We start from the raw sequence: 16,291 nt of genomic DNA, 5'->3' as shown, positions 1-16,291 counted from the left end.
TGAATTTTCTATAATTAAGTAAAATGTAACGCATGTAAAGCAGCCTGAATAGGCTTTGATAAAGGAATGTACAAGAATTGATATCTTTTGAATAAAATCTTGTCTTGTGACAAGTTGGATTTCATAATGACTTGCTAATTTTGGTTAAAAGTTGAATCACCAAATCCGATACTATTATGAAAAGTCTATTCAAATTCTCTATCCTATTGAAATCATTACTGATTTTAACTGTTACCATTATCACATCTCAGGTATATGGACAAAAAGTGAAACCTTCTGAAAGTGGCTATGCACCTGTTAATGGCATCAAAGTTTACTACGAGGTCTATGGCAAAGGAAAGCCCATTGTATTGTTACATGGTGCTTTCATGACAATTGATATGAACTGGGGCGAGCTGATCCCGGAACTATCTAAAAACAGAAAAGTAATAGCGCTTGAATTACAGGGACACGGGCATACTCCGTTTTCAGAAAGGAAATTATCTCATGCTATTTTGGCTAGTGATGTTACAAAAGTAATGGACTATCTGAAAATTGATAAGGCAGATGTTGCAGGATATAGCTTTGGAGGAGAAGTAGCTTATCAATTGGCTGTACAAAGCCCGGAAAGATTGAACAAACTGGTGATTATTTCATCAACATATAAAACCAGCGGCTGGCTGCCTGAAGTAAATAAAGCCCTTGAAGGGATGAAACCCGAACTCTTTACAAACAGCCCTATGCATACTGCCTACAACGCCGTAGCACCTGATAAAACAAAATGGACAAAGTTTCTGGAGCAGATGATTGCTTCTGCCGGACAGCCATTCAATCTGGGTGATGATAATATTGCTAAAATTTCAGCGCCAGTTTTAATTATTGCGGGTGATAATGATGGATTGGATAAAACCGAGTTATCAAAAACCTATAAATTATTGGGAGGTGATGTTTTTGCAGATATGGGGCCAATGCCAAAATCTCAATTGGCCATCGCTCCGGGACAAACCCATGTCAGCCTGATGATGCAGACAGCAATGATTCTGAACTACCTGAACGGCTTTTTAAAATAATGAGATACAATATCATTCATAAAATTAAATATCATGAGAAAAATAACTGTCTTATCAATGATTACAATGGATGGCGTCATACAGGCACCCGGCGGTCCTGAAGAAGATACATCCGGAAACTTTCAATATGGTGGATGGACCGTATCTTATGGTGATGAACTTTTCGGGGAAATCATGCAGGAGGAAATGAAACAGACTGATTATCTTCTGGGGAGGAAAACATTCGATATTTTTTCATCGTACTGGCCACAGCATGCGGAATTTTGGCCGGGAATCAATGAAGGAAATAAATACGTTCTTTCTCAAACAATAGAAAACTCAGATTGGAAGAATACCTTTTTTCTCAAAAATCTGGATGACATCCAAAAGCTTAAACAATCCGAAGGTGCTGATATTCAGATTTGGGGCAGCAGTGAACTTGTTCATCTGCTGTTGAAACATGATCTTGTAGATGAACTTCGCCTAAAAATATATCCGTTGATCCTTGGCCGAGGGAAAAAACTGTTTGATGATGACTCAGTTCCGTCTGCTTTTGCTCTGACGGAAAGCCATGTAACATCAAAAGGAGTTATTATAGCCAATTACAGACGTTCCGGTGAGATTGTGACAGGTAATGTTGAAATATAACAGAGGGTCTTTAATTAATTTTTTTATAACTGTTAAACCTACAATATGAATACGAAATTTGAAGCAGGAATAAATATTGCCATAAAAATTCCAAAAAGTAAATATGAAAAAACAGTAGCCTTTTATAGAGACATCTTAAGGTTAAATGTTGAAGAAAAACCGATTAAGAATCCAACTGTTTCCAGAACCCATGAGGTAAAATTCGGGAATAATATCATCTGGCTGGACTGTGTAGATAATTATACCCATTCCGAAACCTGGCTGCAGCTTACAGTTCCTGATGTAGAAGAAGCTACAGAATATCTGCAATCGAACGGAGTAGAAACCTGTGACGAGATTGAAGAGCTTCCTGAAAATATGCACTGGATTACAGATCCTGCCGGTACCGTATTTAATTTACAGCAAACACAATAGAAAATATTTTCTGAAAAATATATAAGTAAGAAGGAAATTGGAGAGGTAGGAGTAAATAAAGAAGTTGGGTATTACTTAATTCCTTTCTGAGCTTTGTTTTTAACATAAAAATAACCTCCCCAAGCGGGAAGGTTACAAAAAAAACACATACTGCTTTGGATGAACAAGAAATTACTCATTATTCTGATTCAGGCTAAGCTTTTTCTATTTGGCAACAGTATTTCAACTAAGTTTATATATTTTATTGCAATTAATACACCTTATCTGGTATTCAGTTTATTTATAAACCCCGTAAAAGTTCTATATATACATGGATTCTATTTTTCAAACGGTAAAGTCTGGAATGCTTATATTCTAACAAAGTGTAAATATCAGAAGGGGTATTATACTGATCTGGAATTTTTTTGCCATTTATCATTTTCAATTTTCTGCGTTTCATGGTATTGAATATTACTTTTGCAAAGTATTCTCTTGATTTTTCCTTATTAGAGTTTTGAGAAATACCTCCATTGTGCATGCGATAAAAGTAGTTAGCTTCATTGATAAATTTAAATTTCCCTTTTTCATATAACTTTAGATATAAATCCTGATCTTCTGCTATTCTTAATGTACTGTCAATTTTCACCGTTTCTTCATATGCATCCTTTCTAATGGCCGTAAAGTTTACAATTTGTACCGGGCAGTTAAAAAAATATTGATCATTGTTCCTGATCTGTTTTGTTAATTTGGGAGTATTAATAGGTGTAAGGTTCTCATCACATCTGATAAACTTGGAATAAGTGAGCACTACATCCTGATTTTTGATGAAAGCCTTAACACTTGAATGAATGGCATTAGGTGTTATTGCATCGTCAGGATCTACAAAACCAAAAAACTGCCCATCTGATAACTCTATTAACCTACTTTTAGTTACACCCACCCCATAATTTTTATCATTTTCAAAAATACTGAAGCGATAGTCCTTATCAATAATATTCCTGATTATTTCTACCGAATTATCTGTGGAACAATCATCTAAAATAATTGCTTCCCAATTTTGATAGGTTTGATTTAGTAAAGATTCATAACAGGATTTGAAAAACTTACCATTATTGTAGTTGGCAATAAGTATCGAAAATTTCATGATTTAATTTATTGAATTGAAGTATGTAAGAATTGGAAATTTTGTCAAAAACAGGGATAATTGTTTGAAGAAGAACTATCACTCTGCTAATGCTATGAAGGGATAAGCCTTATAGAAAAACAAGGATAAAAGATTATAGAATGTTTAAATAGGTAAGAAATATCTTTTAAGGTTATTTTCTCAATACCGATGAGTAGAAGAATATATCCTATTAAGAAACAGATCTAACTTAATATAAGATGATCTTTTCTATTTAATGAGTAAAAAATAACCTCCCCAATAGGGGAAGGCTATAAAACACATACTGCGGGATGAACAAGAAATTATTCACTATTCTGATTCAGACCAAGCTTTTTCCATTTGGCAACAGTATTTCTACTGAGTTTATATTTTTGAGCAACTTGAGTATTATTGAGATTGTGCTTTTTTTGATACTCCAATATCTGCATTATTGATTGCTTATCATAAAAGTGATGTTTTTGGTTGAATACAACAGTCTCCTGGCTGCGTGACTCAAAAATGAGATTATTAAGGGTAATGACATCTATTCCTGTTAAGCTTTCCTTATTCAAAATACTTTCACAAGCCTTTGCTTTTTGGGGATATTGATATTGAATGATATCTTTAAATATTTTCTTGTAATCCGGATTATTCATTCGTTACTGTTTGTAAACTTCATTTATAATATTCTTTCTAGGCTGATACTGCTGTCTGGTGTTCCTCCGAATGTAAAAGCTGCAATAGACAATCCAGGAGTATTAATATTAACCCTGAAATTCACATCATTATTTACGTCAAGAAACAGAACGGTATCTGCAGAAGCTGAAAAACTATTTGAACTGATAAAGGCTGCATTTGCTGACATATAAGCTTTTTGTTCTCCGTTTACAGCAATAGCTATATTTACTTTTACGCCTGCAAAACCTATATTAGCTCCATTGAATAGTACATTGAAATTGATTCTATATAATCCCTTCTGGCGTATACGGAAAGTATCTGCTGGTCTAAAAACAGACAGATAATCCGAAAACTGATTACTGTTATTAGGAATAGATAAAGGAAGATTTCCGGATGTACACAAGAAACTTAAGCATGCTACGCTAGATGGTTCTATTCTTGCCCGGGTCCATGTAGTGGCCTTACCTTGCGGAATAAACGCCTGTTTCCATGTAGAACCATCATACACTTTGGAAACGGAGGTATTCTTGTCATACATCAGCATAGCTTCCATAGTGGGATCATCATCATAGCTGTCAGGCTGGGCTGCATTATATTTCGGTAAAGTTGTGCTGTTATTTGCAGCAGGCTGTATCAATACTTTTTGTCCGGTAGTATTCTGTAATTCTAACTGTGTGTATGGGGATGTAACATTGGCTCCTCCCATAATTATCTGGGCATTTAATAAACATCCTCCCAGTATACTGCTTAATAATATGTATTTTTTCATCGTTTGTGTATTAAAAGTTATCTGATTCTCTGTACATTAATAAAAGTATCGGTGTGATCCGTAGAATTGGAATACGTAGAAATAAGAGAGCTTGTAGATACGGCAGCTGCCAATCTGATTCTGCTGTTAGCCGGCAATGTAACGGTGGAAGACACACTGGCGCTTTTATTCCCGGATTGTCCGAGGTCAATAAATATTCCTCCGCTTTGGCTGGTTTCTTTAAAGGCAAGAGTAGACCAACTTGTTCCGTTATCATAGCTCACATCCAGATTTACCCAATAAGATACATCCTGTCCAAATCCCAGTAGGCTGGTTCCGGAAAAACCTACTACGCCTGAAACGTGATAAAGTCCGGCTGCAGGAATAACGATATAATCAGTTCCGACCTGAGTATTTAAATTATTAACGAGTAGCTGTGATCTATTGGTAAGATTTGATAAAGGAATAGTCTGTCTGTTGTTACTTCCAAACAACTGTGTTAAATCACATGTATTAATTCCCAAAAGTGAAACACATGTCCAGTTTTTTGCTCCGTTTGCTTTTGTACGGGCTTCAAAGGGATTGTAAAATCCACCCAGCTGCAATGCAGGGATCCATATAGTTCCGTCATATTTATAATACTGTTTATCTTCTTTATTGTACAGAAGAGCTCCCTCCAAAGAAGGAAGGTCATCAAAGTGATCTTCCACTGCTGCATTATATAGAGGGAAATTACCTATAGTGTTGGTTTTGGTGAGTATAAGTCCTCTGGAAGAATCTTTTATATCAAGCAATGCATTAACATTAGGGCTACCTCCAGTTTTAGATATCAGGATCTGTGAAGAGACGGAAGCGCCAAGCAGCACAGAAAAAAGAAAAGTAAATATTTGTGTTTTCATCATGTGTATAATTAAAGGATTACTTTTTCAAAAACAAGTTCCCCGGTTCCGTTTGTACCATTGTTCTGGAAGGTGGCTGATGCTGTAAGACCAGGAAGAGGTATCAGAGGAGAGTACTGCATGTAACCTGACAGAGAAATTTTATCACCTGCATTGAGCTGAATAACAATTGAACCATTAAATACCGGATTATATCCTAGGCGGGCATTGTCGGAAGTAAATGATTGAGAATCAATATCAGCAAAGGTTGTAGGGGTTGCTGCATTTGCTTTTTGTAGTTTCAATCTTACGTCACTAGATGCGGTGGCTAATGCTGCAAACGATCTGTAGGTAATTCTATATAATGCGGCTTCGTTTACCGTGATAATATTAGAGGCAAGTGACAGATTAATATTTGTTCCCTGAAAGTCTGAGCTTCCCGAATTACTAATTGGTATTATTACGTTCGATACTGTACAGCCTGTTCCAAGAAAGGGAATAGTACATGACAGTGTAACATTTGAAGGCCTGGAAAAATGGGCAAAATATTGTGGTTTGGTTTCTACCACATAATCGTATGTGCTTTTCCAGCGGGTTCCATCATGTTCGTAAACAGAAGCATTGTTCTTACTGTAGACTAATGCTCCTTTAAAGGTATTATCTCCAACAGGATTGGCAGCATTGCTTATTTGAGATACCGAAGGCAGTAATACAGCTTTTGCCGGAACTGTGGATTTTACATCCAGAATAGCGTTAGGGTGCGGCTCATGATCACTAGGGTTGGTAGAAATACTAACCTGGGCATATCCGCTAACGGTCAGCATGCAGAATAGCATGAAATGTGTTTTTTTCATCGTATAATTTTTTACATTCTTGTGTTTTAAATTTAGATTTAGAAAAGAAGGATATAGGAAAATATCCTTCCTCCTAATTCAAAATATAATAACATTTGTGTTAATAGAATCGAAGCCCAATAAATACATAATGACATAGTTTAAAACTGTTCATTGTGACAATAATACTATGCTAATTATTTATTTCAATTGATTATCTGAATTCTATGACAAAGTTATTTTAAAGTTTAATTATTGATACTATAAAGGTATTGTCATAAACTAGCGAAATCTGTCGTTTTAGTAATCGGAATTGTTAAAAGGCTGAAAACGTTGAAAATTATCCAAGATTTAGTATCCATGAATACATATTTTCCTCTGTACTTATGTTCAGCTTTTTTCTGATTCTATACTTTTTACTGATAACGGAATTGAGGGTTGCATTTTTATAATGAGCTATTTCTTTGGTATCAAATTTTAATTTGATCAGCGCACAATATTCCAGATCAGAATGGGAGAGTTGTGGGTTTATTTCCAGCAATTGTTTATTAAATGTAGGAAATGTTTCAGAAAATTTCAGATGGAAAGATTTATCATTGTTTTCAACAAGCTGTATAAGTTCATTCAAATCTTCAGTATTGATATTTTGTTTTATATTTTTATTTGAAAGCACATTATTTTGTAGTGAGTTCTCCTTATTATCAATGAATGTTTTAGTCATTTTATTATCATTCTTTCTTTTGATATAAAAGACATATATAACAAAGCCTGTAATCGAAATGAATGAAATAATGATGATAATCAGAAGATTATTGTTACTTGATTTTGTATTTTCTGTATTGGAAATGTTTTCCCTGTCAGGAGGAGAAATAACATTATTCAGGACTTTCTTTTCAACGTTTGAGATGCTGTCTGTTATCTTCTGGGCTTTTGCAGAATAAAAAGCCTGGTTTTTATAATCTTCAAGCCCTAAATAAGATTCAGCCTTTCCGGAATAGATATCTTTTACCTGTAACGGATATATTTTAGCTTGTTTGGCTGCTTGTGTTGCTTTGTCAAAATTTTCTAAAGCTGCAGAATAATTTTTTCTTTTGTTCTCTACATTTCCTTTTAATGTATAATATCTGATAAACTCAGATTCATCTTTTTCGGTTTTCATATCCCTGGCAAACTGAGCCAGATATTTTTTAGTATTGATGATGTCATTTTTAGAATAATATTCCTCACTTAATTCTATAGCAAATGAAGAAATGTAAAAATTTTTGTATGGAAATGCAGTGCTCATTTTTCTTGATTCATTATAACCATTGTGAAGATAAATTAAGATAGAATCTTTTTTTTCGTTTTCATTCTCTTTTCTGAGATTTCTAGCCATGGTTCTGTATGCCGTTGCTTTTATGATGTGAGCTTCCTCATTACTTACTTCATCTGTCTGGTCAAGAGCTTTATTAAGTAATTTTCTGGATCTTTTGGTATAACCTAGTTCAGTATAAATCATGCCTTCTTGCATGTAGAAGCAAGCTAATGCATAAAAATCTTGGTATTTTTCTGCTAAAATTTCACCTTCAGAAATTATTTTCATTGCCTCTTCATACTTTTGTGAGTTCATATAAACTTCTCCCATTTTTTTAGAGGCTTCCATAATTCCTTTTGGATATTGAATACTCTTTGATTGCGAAAATATACTATTGCACAATCTTAATAATTCTTTACTGCCAATATCATGGTATGCATTTTTATTTTTTACAATTTTTATTAAGCTGTCAATATCTTTTTTACGCTTAGAATAATCTTGCGAGTAACAATATATAGTGTTGAAAATAAGGAGTATGAAGAAAAATATTTTTGTTTTCACAGAAGCAAGTTTAAAAAGTAAAATATAAATAAGAACACCAAACTTTTTATTATAGATTAATAATTAAGAGAAATTGAATTTGATGAAATCAAATAAAACTATCCGATATTCAACATCCATGTATACATATTTTCATCAGTGCCTATGTTCAGTTTTTTTCTGATCCGGTATTTTTTACTGACCACAGAATTTATAGTAAGATTTTTATGACGGGCAATCTCTTTAGTGTCAAATTTTAATTTGATTAAGGCACAGTACTCCAGGTCTGAATGAGTAAGCTGAGAATTTATACTCAAAAGCCGCTGATTGAATGCCGGAAAAACTTCAGAAAATCTAAGTAGAAAAGATTTATCATCATTTTTAGCCAGTTGAACAAGTTCCCTCAGGGCTTCAACTTCCGTTTCAGACTTTTCATTTTCAGGGACAGTAATTCGTTTAGGGGCTTGCTCCGGAAGTTTTTCTTCTACACGTCCTTTTTTGGAATTTTTACAATGTAAAATATAAAATGTTAATCCTGCCAATGCTATGAGTATACCCGCCGCAAGATAATAGTTGTTATTTTCATTATCTATAAAAAGATCCTCATTTTCATTAGTATCTAACATACTGTTTAGCAATTGCTGGTCAGCTATAGCCATGCTGTCTGTAATTCTTTTTGCCTTTGTACTGTATATTGCCTGGTTTTTGAAATCGTTAAGCATTAAGTAGGACTCTGCTTTCCCTGAATAAATATCTTTTAATGTGAGCGTGTATATTTTATACTTTTGATTAAGTTCTAAGGCTTTATCAAAGTATTCCAGTGCCTGCGTATAGTTTTTCTTTTTATTTTCTATATTTCCTTTAAGGATATAATAACGGATAAAATCGGACTGATCATTTTCCTGAGACATCACCTTCTTAAACTCATCCAGAAACATCTCTGATTTTGAATAATTATTTCTCAGATAATATTCTTCGGCAAGATCTGTTGCGAAAAGACCCAGTAAAAAGTTTTTATAGGGATTTTTACTGCCCATTTTTCTTATTTCCTGATGTCCACGATATAAATAAATCAACGCTGAATCTTTCGTGCTGTTTGTTCTAATTTGAATGTTTTTTGCCTTTGTCCTGTCAACAAGCCCTTTTATTAAATAACTTTCCTTTTCAGGTATTCTATTAAGAAGACCTAAAGAATTGATAAGCGCTTTCTGAGATTTTTTTATATATCCCAGTTCAGAATAAACCACAGCTTCTTGTATGAAAAACATGGATAATAAGTAATACTCATCTTCATTTTTTGCAAGACTTTTGCCTTGCAGAATCTTCTCTAGAGCTGCTTTATAATTTTGTTCATTCAGATAAACTTCCGACATTTTCATGTCAGCCTGAATCATTCCGTTGGAGTAGCCAATCTCTTTAGATTGGTAATATATTTCAGTACAGATTCTTAAAACTTCTTTGCTGCCTTTATTGGCATATATGCCTTTATCCTGGACAACAATAATCATACTATCTATACTTTTTTGTTGTTTAATATTGTCCTGTGAATAACAAAAATTATAAAAGACAACTAAAATTATCAGTAAAAATTTAATTTTCACAAATAAAAATTTTTATATGTTGAATAAAATCCCATTAATAAACACAAATTGATTCATTTGGTTTACTTATTAAAGTTACTTATTTATTTGCTGTGGTTTATTGAATTATCATAATATATAGTAATTAAGTTTTATATCTATATTGATATAGACAATTATCTATAGAATTTTATGAAATTTGATAATACTTTTAAGTGCTGTCTATTTTCATAGAGCGTTCGATAAAATTGTTTTTTACCTTTAATTGAGTGTAGTTATGAGAACTGGAAATTACGAACGTAAATTGTACTAATTAACCCCATTTTTGTATTTACCCATCCATTTGTATAAGGTGGTCTTAGGAATCTTGTATTCATTCATGACTTCCTGCTTACTCTTTTTACCTGAATCAATAAGATCCAGAATGAATGAAATAATTTCCTGGGTATACAGTTTTTTTCTGAACTGGGGGAGTGTAGATTTGATAGTTGTATTACTTGTATTTACATTGGCAGGAGGAGCATAGAGTATAAGATAATGTGAATAAACTCTAAAGAAATCATATTCAAGTAAAATACTAAACCGTAAAATAAGATCGCTGTCTATAGATTTTTGGGATAATATTTTTGTTAATTCTTCATCTGTACATTTCAAAAATTTACAGATTCGTATTTGATCTGTTTCAAATTCCTTTATTCTTTGGGTGATGAGGTCGCCCATATGAATATTCTTGATATCGTGAATCATCCTTTAGTATTAATTTGTGTTTTTTTAAAAAATATTTGAAGCGGACTACACCATTTCAAATCGTATGCAAAATTATTAAGATTGCTTAAATATGGGGGATGTCGCAGCTGTCGAAAACTGTCGAAACTTATCGAATTTTGTTATTTTCTGGTTAATTTTGACTTTTGGGGAAAAATGGTCTATGAAATATATAAACTTTTGAATCGGATTATTAAACCTGATTTTTACAGAATAAATTAAAAATAATTAGCTTTCATTTGCTATCGGAATCATATATAAAAGTTGACACAATAAAAGATTGCACCTATGAAATATCAAAAGAGAAATGGAAGATTTATTGTAGTTCTGCAAGTAAATTAAGGAAAAGAGGTCATATAATTGTCGTTTTGTAGTAATCGGATAAAGTAAATTTTAATACCTTTAGCAATCATTAACATTTAAATAATCCATGAAGACGAAACCATTAACTTTCATCTTAATTTTCTTTTTTCAACTGGTAAGTATCACGGCATTTTCACAGAAAACAGCAGTTCTAAATTCTTTATTAGATAAAAATTCAGAATTTATTTTTCCGCAGACTCCCGATAAAATATCAAAAGCATTGAACATGAAACCTGTGTTTTATGAAGATACCAACGAGGAAAAATATGCAAAATGGCCTACAAAAACAGGATTGGAACTGTATTGCGGCCTTGGGAAAAACAATGTGATTGATGAGATGTTTTTTACCATTTCTGATAATAAGCCCGTAGTGATAGAAGGACTTCCATTTGGTCTTATCATGAATAAAACTACACTGCAGGACAGCAAAACCAAGTTCAGTAAATACAATGCTAAAACGCAAAAACTTGGTGCAGACAGTGAATTTTCGGGAGGTTCAAAACTGATTTTTAAGAAAGGGAAACATTATGCAACCTTGTTTTTTGACAATAAAAACCTGCTAAAATTTCTAGGACTTACCACGGAACTGATTGATCCGGCAGCCAATTAATTTCAACAAACTTTCAAATCCTATAAAATCCGTCACTTTTTGGCGGATTTTTTCTATCCATTCATTCCAAATAAAGTACAGAAAAACCCTTCTGATTACAAAGAAATATAGCTGCTTTCAGAAAATGGATTGAAGAATAAAAATTAAAATTGATGACTAAAAAATGATATAAAAAAGATCATTTAATATCAAAAGATAAATATCCACTATCCCTTAAAAAATTGTTAAAAAAAACACTTCAATTCCAGGGTGGAAAATGACAACAAGGAAGTTGTTTCTTTAAAGTTGTTTCATTTTTTTACTACATATCTTAAGAATTTAGTAACGAAGAACGAGCAGAATAATCTAAATTACAATGTTTGTTGAGTAAAAAAAATATTTTTAATAATAACAAAACCAGTGTGTTATGGTTAAATAGTTATTGTTTGCATAAAATATCTTTCGTGTTTTTATAAAATACTTATATTTACCACCAAGGAGTTCTTAACATCTTCTTTATCAACCGAAACTGGTTACACTTAGCTGTGTCTTAAAAGGGAATCGTGTGCAAATCACGAACTGTCGCGCAACTGTAAGTAACATCAAGGTTTTTATCAAAAAAGGTCCACTGTATACCTAGCTATATGGGAAGGACGATAAAAACTGTTACAAGTCAGGAGACCTGCCTATTTCGAATTGACGATGCTTTCGCGGTCTGAAGCTTATAGTCAGGTATGATACGATATGGATAACAGTGGGATCAATATATTTTGTCGGCTCGTGTTATTTTTGTGATACAGATAAGTAGTGGAGTAGTATGCTCTTTTCATTATCATGTATTCATCGTATTTTCCTTTTCCATATTTTTCTTTCTCACAGGCATTGTGAAGCTTACCAGGAACTTTTTATGAGGATTTAATCAATATAAAAAGTTAGAAAAATGTACCCATTCGATTTCGATTATTTATGCAGGAGCAGCAGACTTGGAGATAAACAGGTGTGTAGGGAATTAATGATGTATAATTCCGAATTACAAAAAACGAATAACACAGATCAGCTTTCTTTTGATTTCCTTTTTACCATCACCTTATGGAATGGCAGTGGTCATTGTTATGCCTATTCATGGCTTTCTGTGGACAAATTTCAACTAAACAATAAATATTATAATGACTACAAGTGAAAGTTTGAAGTCTCCCGGTTTGAAATTCCGGGAGGCCATGCGAAAAGAAAATCCCCTTCAGATTGTTGGAGCCATTAATGCCAATCATGCGCTGTTGGCACAGCATGCAGGTTTCAATGCAATTTATCTTTCAGGAGGAGGTGTTGCTGCAGGTTCTCTGGGTATTCCGGATTTAGGGATTACCACGCTGGAAGATGTATTGATTGATGTTCAGCGTATTACGAATGTTTGCGATGTACCGCTCATGGTAGATGTTGATACCGGATTTGGGCCTTCAGCATTCAATGTTGCAAGAACCGTAAAGTCTCTGATTAAAGCTGGTGCTGCGGCCCTGCATATTGAAGATCAGGTAGGTGCAAAGCGCTGTGGACACCGCCCGGGAAAAGAAGTGGTAACCAAAGAAGAAATGGTAGACAGACTGAAAGCTGCTGCAGATGCCCGTACCGATGATAATTTTGTAATTGGTGCTCGTACTGATGCTTTTGCCAATGAAGGATTGGAAAAAACATTGGAAAGAGCGGTAGCCTATAAAGAAGCAGGAGCAGATTTCATCTTTGCAGAAGCTGTTCCTGACTTAAGTTTTTACCAAAAATTTGTTGAAGTTACAGGGATTCCTGTGCTGGCTAATATTACAGAATTCGGGATGATCAGAATGTATACCGTGGAAGAATTAAAAAATGCAGGTGTGGGATTAATTCTTTATCCGCTATCGGCTTTCCGTGCAGCCAATAAAGCTGCTCGAAATGTATATGAACACCTTCGCAAAGACGGAACACAGGCGAATGTCTTAGATACCATGCAAACCAGAGAAGAACTCTATCAAAGCATTGGATACTACGACTATGAACAAAAATTAGACAACCTTTTTAAACAAAATAATTGATAATGTCAACGAACAGTGAACCCACATTTAAACCTAAAAAAAGCGTTGCGCTTTCAGGGGTAGCAGCAGGTAATACTGCGCTTTGCAGTGTCGGAAAAAGTGGAAATGATCTCCATTACAGAGGATATGATATTCTGGATCTGGCAGAGAAAGCACAATTTGAAGAAGTAGCCTATCTTTTGATCTATGGCCAGCTGCCTACCGGAGCGCAATTGAAAAATTATAAAGCCAAACTGAAATCTTTGAGGGGACTGCCTCATTCCGTGAGAAACATTCTTAAGAGTATTCCTGCAGCGGCTCATCCAATGGATGTCATGCGTTCCATGGTTTCTGCTATCGGAAGTATTCAGCCGGAAAAAGACGATCATAATATGGCAGGAGCAAGGGATATTGCAGACAAATTACTGGCATCTTTCAGCTCTGGTCTGTTATACTGGTACCACTATACTCATAATGGAAAAGAAATTGACGTAGAAACCGATGATGATACAATAGGAGGACATTTTCTTCACCTGCTGCACGGGAAAAAACCTGCAGATTCCTGGGTAAAAGCAATGGAAATCTCGTTAAACCTTTATGCCGAACATGAATTTAATGCTTCAACATTTACCAGCCGTGTCATTGCCGGAACAGGATCTGATATTTATTCTGCTATTACCGGAGCGATTGGTGCTTTGAGAGGACCTAAACATGGAGGAGCTAATGAAGTGGCTTTTGAAATCCAAAGCCGATACAATTCTCCGGATGAAGCAGAAAGCGATATCCGCCAGCGTATTGCGAACAAAGAAGTGATTATTGGATTCGGGCATCCGGTGTATACCATTTCAGATCCGAGAAACGTTGTGATTAAAAAAGTGGCGAAAGAGCTTTCTGAAGAAGCAGGAGATATGCTGCTGTATACTATTGCTGAAAGACTGGAAACGATCATGTGGGAAGAAAAGAAAATGTTCCCGAACCTCGATTGGTTCTCCGCTGTTTCTTATCATCTGATGGGAGTTCCTACCTTGATGTTCACCCCGTTATTTGTTATTTCAAGAGTGACCGGATGGAGTGCTCACATCATAGAACAGAGACAGGATGGAAAGATTATCCGTCCAAGTGCCAACTATACAGGACCAGAAAATAAAGAATTTGTGTCCATTAACGACCGTAAATAATAGAATGTTGGAAATGGGAAAAACAATTCATTTTCAACTTTTTACACTTAACTTTTTAATTAATTAAAATTTTTCAACGATAAAAAAAATGAGTTCACACATCTCAAACGAAAGACCACAACCCGATCAGGTATTAACAGACATTGCAGACTATGTCTTAAACTACGAAATTAAAAATGACTTAGCATGGAAGACGGCCCATTACTGTCTTCTGGATACGATTGGCTGTGGCCTGGAAGCATTGACCTACCCCGCATGTACGAAACTTTTAGGACCTGTGGTAAAAGGAACGGTAGTTCCTAACGGAGCAAAAGTACCGGGTACCCAATTCCAGTTAGACCCGATTCAGGCAGCATTCAATATCGGTGCGATTATCCGCTGGCTGGATTTCAATGATACATGGCTGGCAGCAGAATGGGGACATCCTTCTGATAACCTTGGAGGAATTTTAGCTACTGCAGACTGGTTATCCAGAACAAATATTGCAGAAGGAAAAGCTCCTTTAAAAATGAAACAGGTCCTGGAAGCAATGATCATGGCTCACGAAATTCAGGGGGTAATGGCATTGGAAAATTCATTCAATAAAGTAGGGCTGGACCACGTTGTATTGGTAAAACTCGCTTCTACAGCTGTAGTAGGCAAGCTGATCGGATTGAACCGTGATGAAATTATCAATGCCGTGTCACTGGCTTTTGTGGACGGACAGTCTTTAAGAACTTACCGCCACGCTCCCAATACAGGTTCCCGTAAATCATGGGCTGCAGGAGATGCTACCTCAAGAGCGGTACGTCTTGCACTGATTGCAAAAACAGGAGAAATGGGCTATCCATCTGTATTGACAGCAAAAACATGGGGATTCTATGATGTCTCTTTCAAAGGAAATGAATTCAAATTCCAGAGAGAATACAGTTCTTACGTAATGGAAAATGTACTTTTCAAAATTTCTTTCCCTGCAGAATTTCACTCGCAGACCGCAGTGGAAGCCGCAATGACATTACACGCAACTTTAAGAGGCCTTGGAAAAACAACAAATGATATCAAAAAAATTACCATCCGTACCCACGAAGCGGCAATTAGAATTATCGATAAAAAAGGACCGTTAAATAATCCTGCCGACCGTGATCACTGCATTCAATATATGGTGGCTGTACCATTGATCTATGGAAGACTGACAGCTGCCGATTATGAAGATAACATCGCTTCAGATCCAGGAATTGATGTACTTCGTAACAAAATTGAATGTGTGGAAGATGTTCAGTTTACAGCAGACTATCACGATCCGGAAAAACGCTCCATTGCAAATGCGATGACGGTAGAACTTAATGACGGAACTGTTTTAGACGAAATAGTGGTAGAATATCCTATTGGGCACAAACGCAGAAGGGATGAAGGTATTCCTGAACTGATCAAGAAATATAAAGTTAATCTTGCCCGTATTTTCCCGGAAAAACAACAAAGAACAATTCTTGAAAATTCATTGGAATATGACACCTTAGTGAATCTTAACGTCAATGAATTTGTAGATCTTTTAGTCATTTAAAATCAATAAGAAAATGGAGAATTGAATATCACAACGTTTTTAATGAATAG

At 34.8% G+C, this 16,291-nt stretch carries 16 protein-coding genes and 1 riboswitch; of the genes, 8 read left to right on the top strand and 8 right to left on the bottom strand.

Features of this window, described 5'->3' with window-relative positions:
* The first annotated feature begins 176 nt into the window (after positions 1 to 176).
* From LC457_RS05580 to LC457_RS05570, 3 genes are read left to right on the top strand one after another with little or no spacing between them, the layout of a single operon-like run.
* Positions 177 to 1,049, top strand: a complete 873-nt coding sequence (locus LC457_RS05580) for an alpha/beta fold hydrolase (protein ID WP_223598982.1) — start codon at positions 177 to 179, stop codon at positions 1,047 to 1,049.
* A 33-nt stretch (positions 1,050 to 1,082) separates the two neighbouring features.
* Positions 1,083 to 1,676 (top strand): dihydrofolate reductase family protein, encoded by a 594-nt coding sequence (locus tag LC457_RS05575; RefSeq protein WP_223598981.1) that lies wholly within the window; start codon positions 1,083 to 1,085, stop codon positions 1,674 to 1,676.
* 45 nt (positions 1,677 to 1,721) lie between these two features.
* A complete protein-coding gene (locus tag LC457_RS05570) occupies positions 1,722 to 2,090 on the top strand; it encodes a VOC family protein (protein ID WP_223598980.1) in 369 nt (122 codons plus the stop codon).
* A gap of 280 nt (positions 2,091 to 2,370) precedes the next feature.
* Here the strand turns inward: LC457_RS05570 and LC457_RS05565 are convergent, their stop codons facing one another.
* The 8 genes from LC457_RS05565 to LC457_RS05530 all read right to left on the bottom strand — a co-directional run bounded on the left by LC457_RS05565 (position 2,371) and on the right by LC457_RS05530 (position 10,511).
* Positions 2,371 to 3,213, bottom strand: a complete 843-nt coding sequence (locus tag LC457_RS05565; RefSeq protein ID WP_223598979.1) for a glycosyltransferase — start codon at positions 3,211 to 3,213, stop codon at positions 2,371 to 2,373.
* 323 nt (positions 3,214 to 3,536) lie between these two features.
* Complete coding sequence (locus LC457_RS05560) at positions 3,537 to 3,869, bottom strand: helix-turn-helix domain-containing protein (RefSeq protein ID WP_223598978.1); 333 nt, start codon at positions 3,867 to 3,869, stop codon at positions 3,537 to 3,539.
* 23 nt (positions 3,870 to 3,892) lie between these two features.
* Positions 3,893 to 4,660: a hypothetical protein gene (locus LC457_RS05555; RefSeq protein WP_223598977.1), complete on the bottom strand. Its 768-nt coding sequence runs from the start codon at positions 4,658 to 4,660 to the stop codon at positions 3,893 to 3,895.
* A 17-nt stretch (positions 4,661 to 4,677) separates the two neighbouring features.
* The gene (locus LC457_RS05550) at positions 4,678 to 5,538 is read right to left on the bottom strand and encodes a hypothetical protein (protein WP_223598976.1); all 861 of its coding nucleotides are present in this window, start codon (positions 5,536 to 5,538) and stop codon (positions 4,678 to 4,680) included.
* Positions 5,539 to 5,549: 11 nt separating this feature from the next.
* Complete coding sequence (locus tag LC457_RS05545) at positions 5,550 to 6,371, bottom strand: hypothetical protein (RefSeq protein ID WP_223598975.1); 822 nt, start codon at positions 6,369 to 6,371, stop codon at positions 5,550 to 5,552.
* A 319-nt stretch (positions 6,372 to 6,690) separates the two neighbouring features.
* Positions 6,691 to 7,992 carry a hypothetical protein gene (locus tag LC457_RS05540; RefSeq protein WP_223598974.1) on the bottom strand — a complete coding sequence of 434 codons (1,302 nt, stop codon included), beginning with the start codon at positions 7,990 to 7,992 and terminating at the stop codon, positions 6,691 to 6,693.
* A gap of 311 nt (positions 7,993 to 8,303) precedes the next feature.
* The gene (locus LC457_RS05535) at positions 8,304 to 9,692 is read right to left on the bottom strand and encodes a tetratricopeptide repeat protein (RefSeq protein ID WP_223598973.1); all 1,389 of its coding nucleotides are present in this window, start codon (positions 9,690 to 9,692) and stop codon (positions 8,304 to 8,306) included.
* Positions 9,693 to 10,073: 381 nt separating this feature from the next.
* Positions 10,074 to 10,511, bottom strand: a complete 438-nt coding sequence (locus tag LC457_RS05530; protein ID WP_223598972.1) for a transposase — start codon at positions 10,509 to 10,511, stop codon at positions 10,074 to 10,076.
* A 448-nt stretch (positions 10,512 to 10,959) separates the two neighbouring features.
* On the opposite strand from LC457_RS05530, the gene LC457_RS05525 reads away from it, so the two are divergent.
* The 5 genes from LC457_RS05525 (at position 10,960) to LC457_RS05505 (ending at position 16,241) form a co-directional block, all read left to right on the top strand.
* Positions 10,960 to 11,502, top strand: coding sequence for a hypothetical protein (locus LC457_RS05525; RefSeq protein ID WP_223598971.1), 543 nt, complete (start codon positions 10,960 to 10,962; stop codon positions 11,500 to 11,502).
* Positions 11,503 to 11,994: 492 nt separating this feature from the next.
* Positions 11,995 to 12,186: riboswitch (cobalamin riboswitch) on the top strand.
* Between the two features lie 235 nt (positions 12,187 to 12,421).
* Entirely contained in the window at positions 12,422 to 12,661 is a 240-nt protein-coding gene (locus LC457_RS05520) for a hypothetical protein (RefSeq protein ID WP_223598970.1), read from the top strand.
* The gene (gene prpB / locus LC457_RS05515; protein ID WP_223598969.1) at positions 12,648 to 13,544 is read left to right on the top strand and encodes a methylisocitrate lyase; all 897 of its coding nucleotides are present in this window, start codon (positions 12,648 to 12,650) and stop codon (positions 13,542 to 13,544) included. Before LC457_RS05520 ends, prpB begins: the two co-directional genes overlap by 14 nt.
* 2 nt (positions 13,545 to 13,546) lie before the next feature.
* Positions 13,547 to 14,701 (top strand): 2-methylcitrate synthase, encoded by a 1,155-nt coding sequence (gene prpC, locus LC457_RS05510; protein ID WP_223598968.1) that lies wholly within the window; start codon positions 13,547 to 13,549, stop codon positions 14,699 to 14,701.
* 88 nt (positions 14,702 to 14,789) lie between these two features.
* Positions 14,790 to 16,241, top strand: coding sequence for a bifunctional 2-methylcitrate dehydratase/aconitate hydratase (locus LC457_RS05505; protein WP_223598967.1), 1,452 nt, complete (start codon positions 14,790 to 14,792; stop codon positions 16,239 to 16,241).
* The last annotated feature ends 50 nt before the right edge of the window (positions 16,242 to 16,291 follow it).

This window comes from Chryseobacterium sp. GVT01B (genome assembly GCF_019970045.1).
Taxonomy (GTDB): Bacteria; Bacteroidota; Bacteroidia; order Flavobacteriales; family Weeksellaceae; genus Chryseobacterium.
This window is presented reverse-complemented; position numbering and strand designations above follow the sequence as displayed.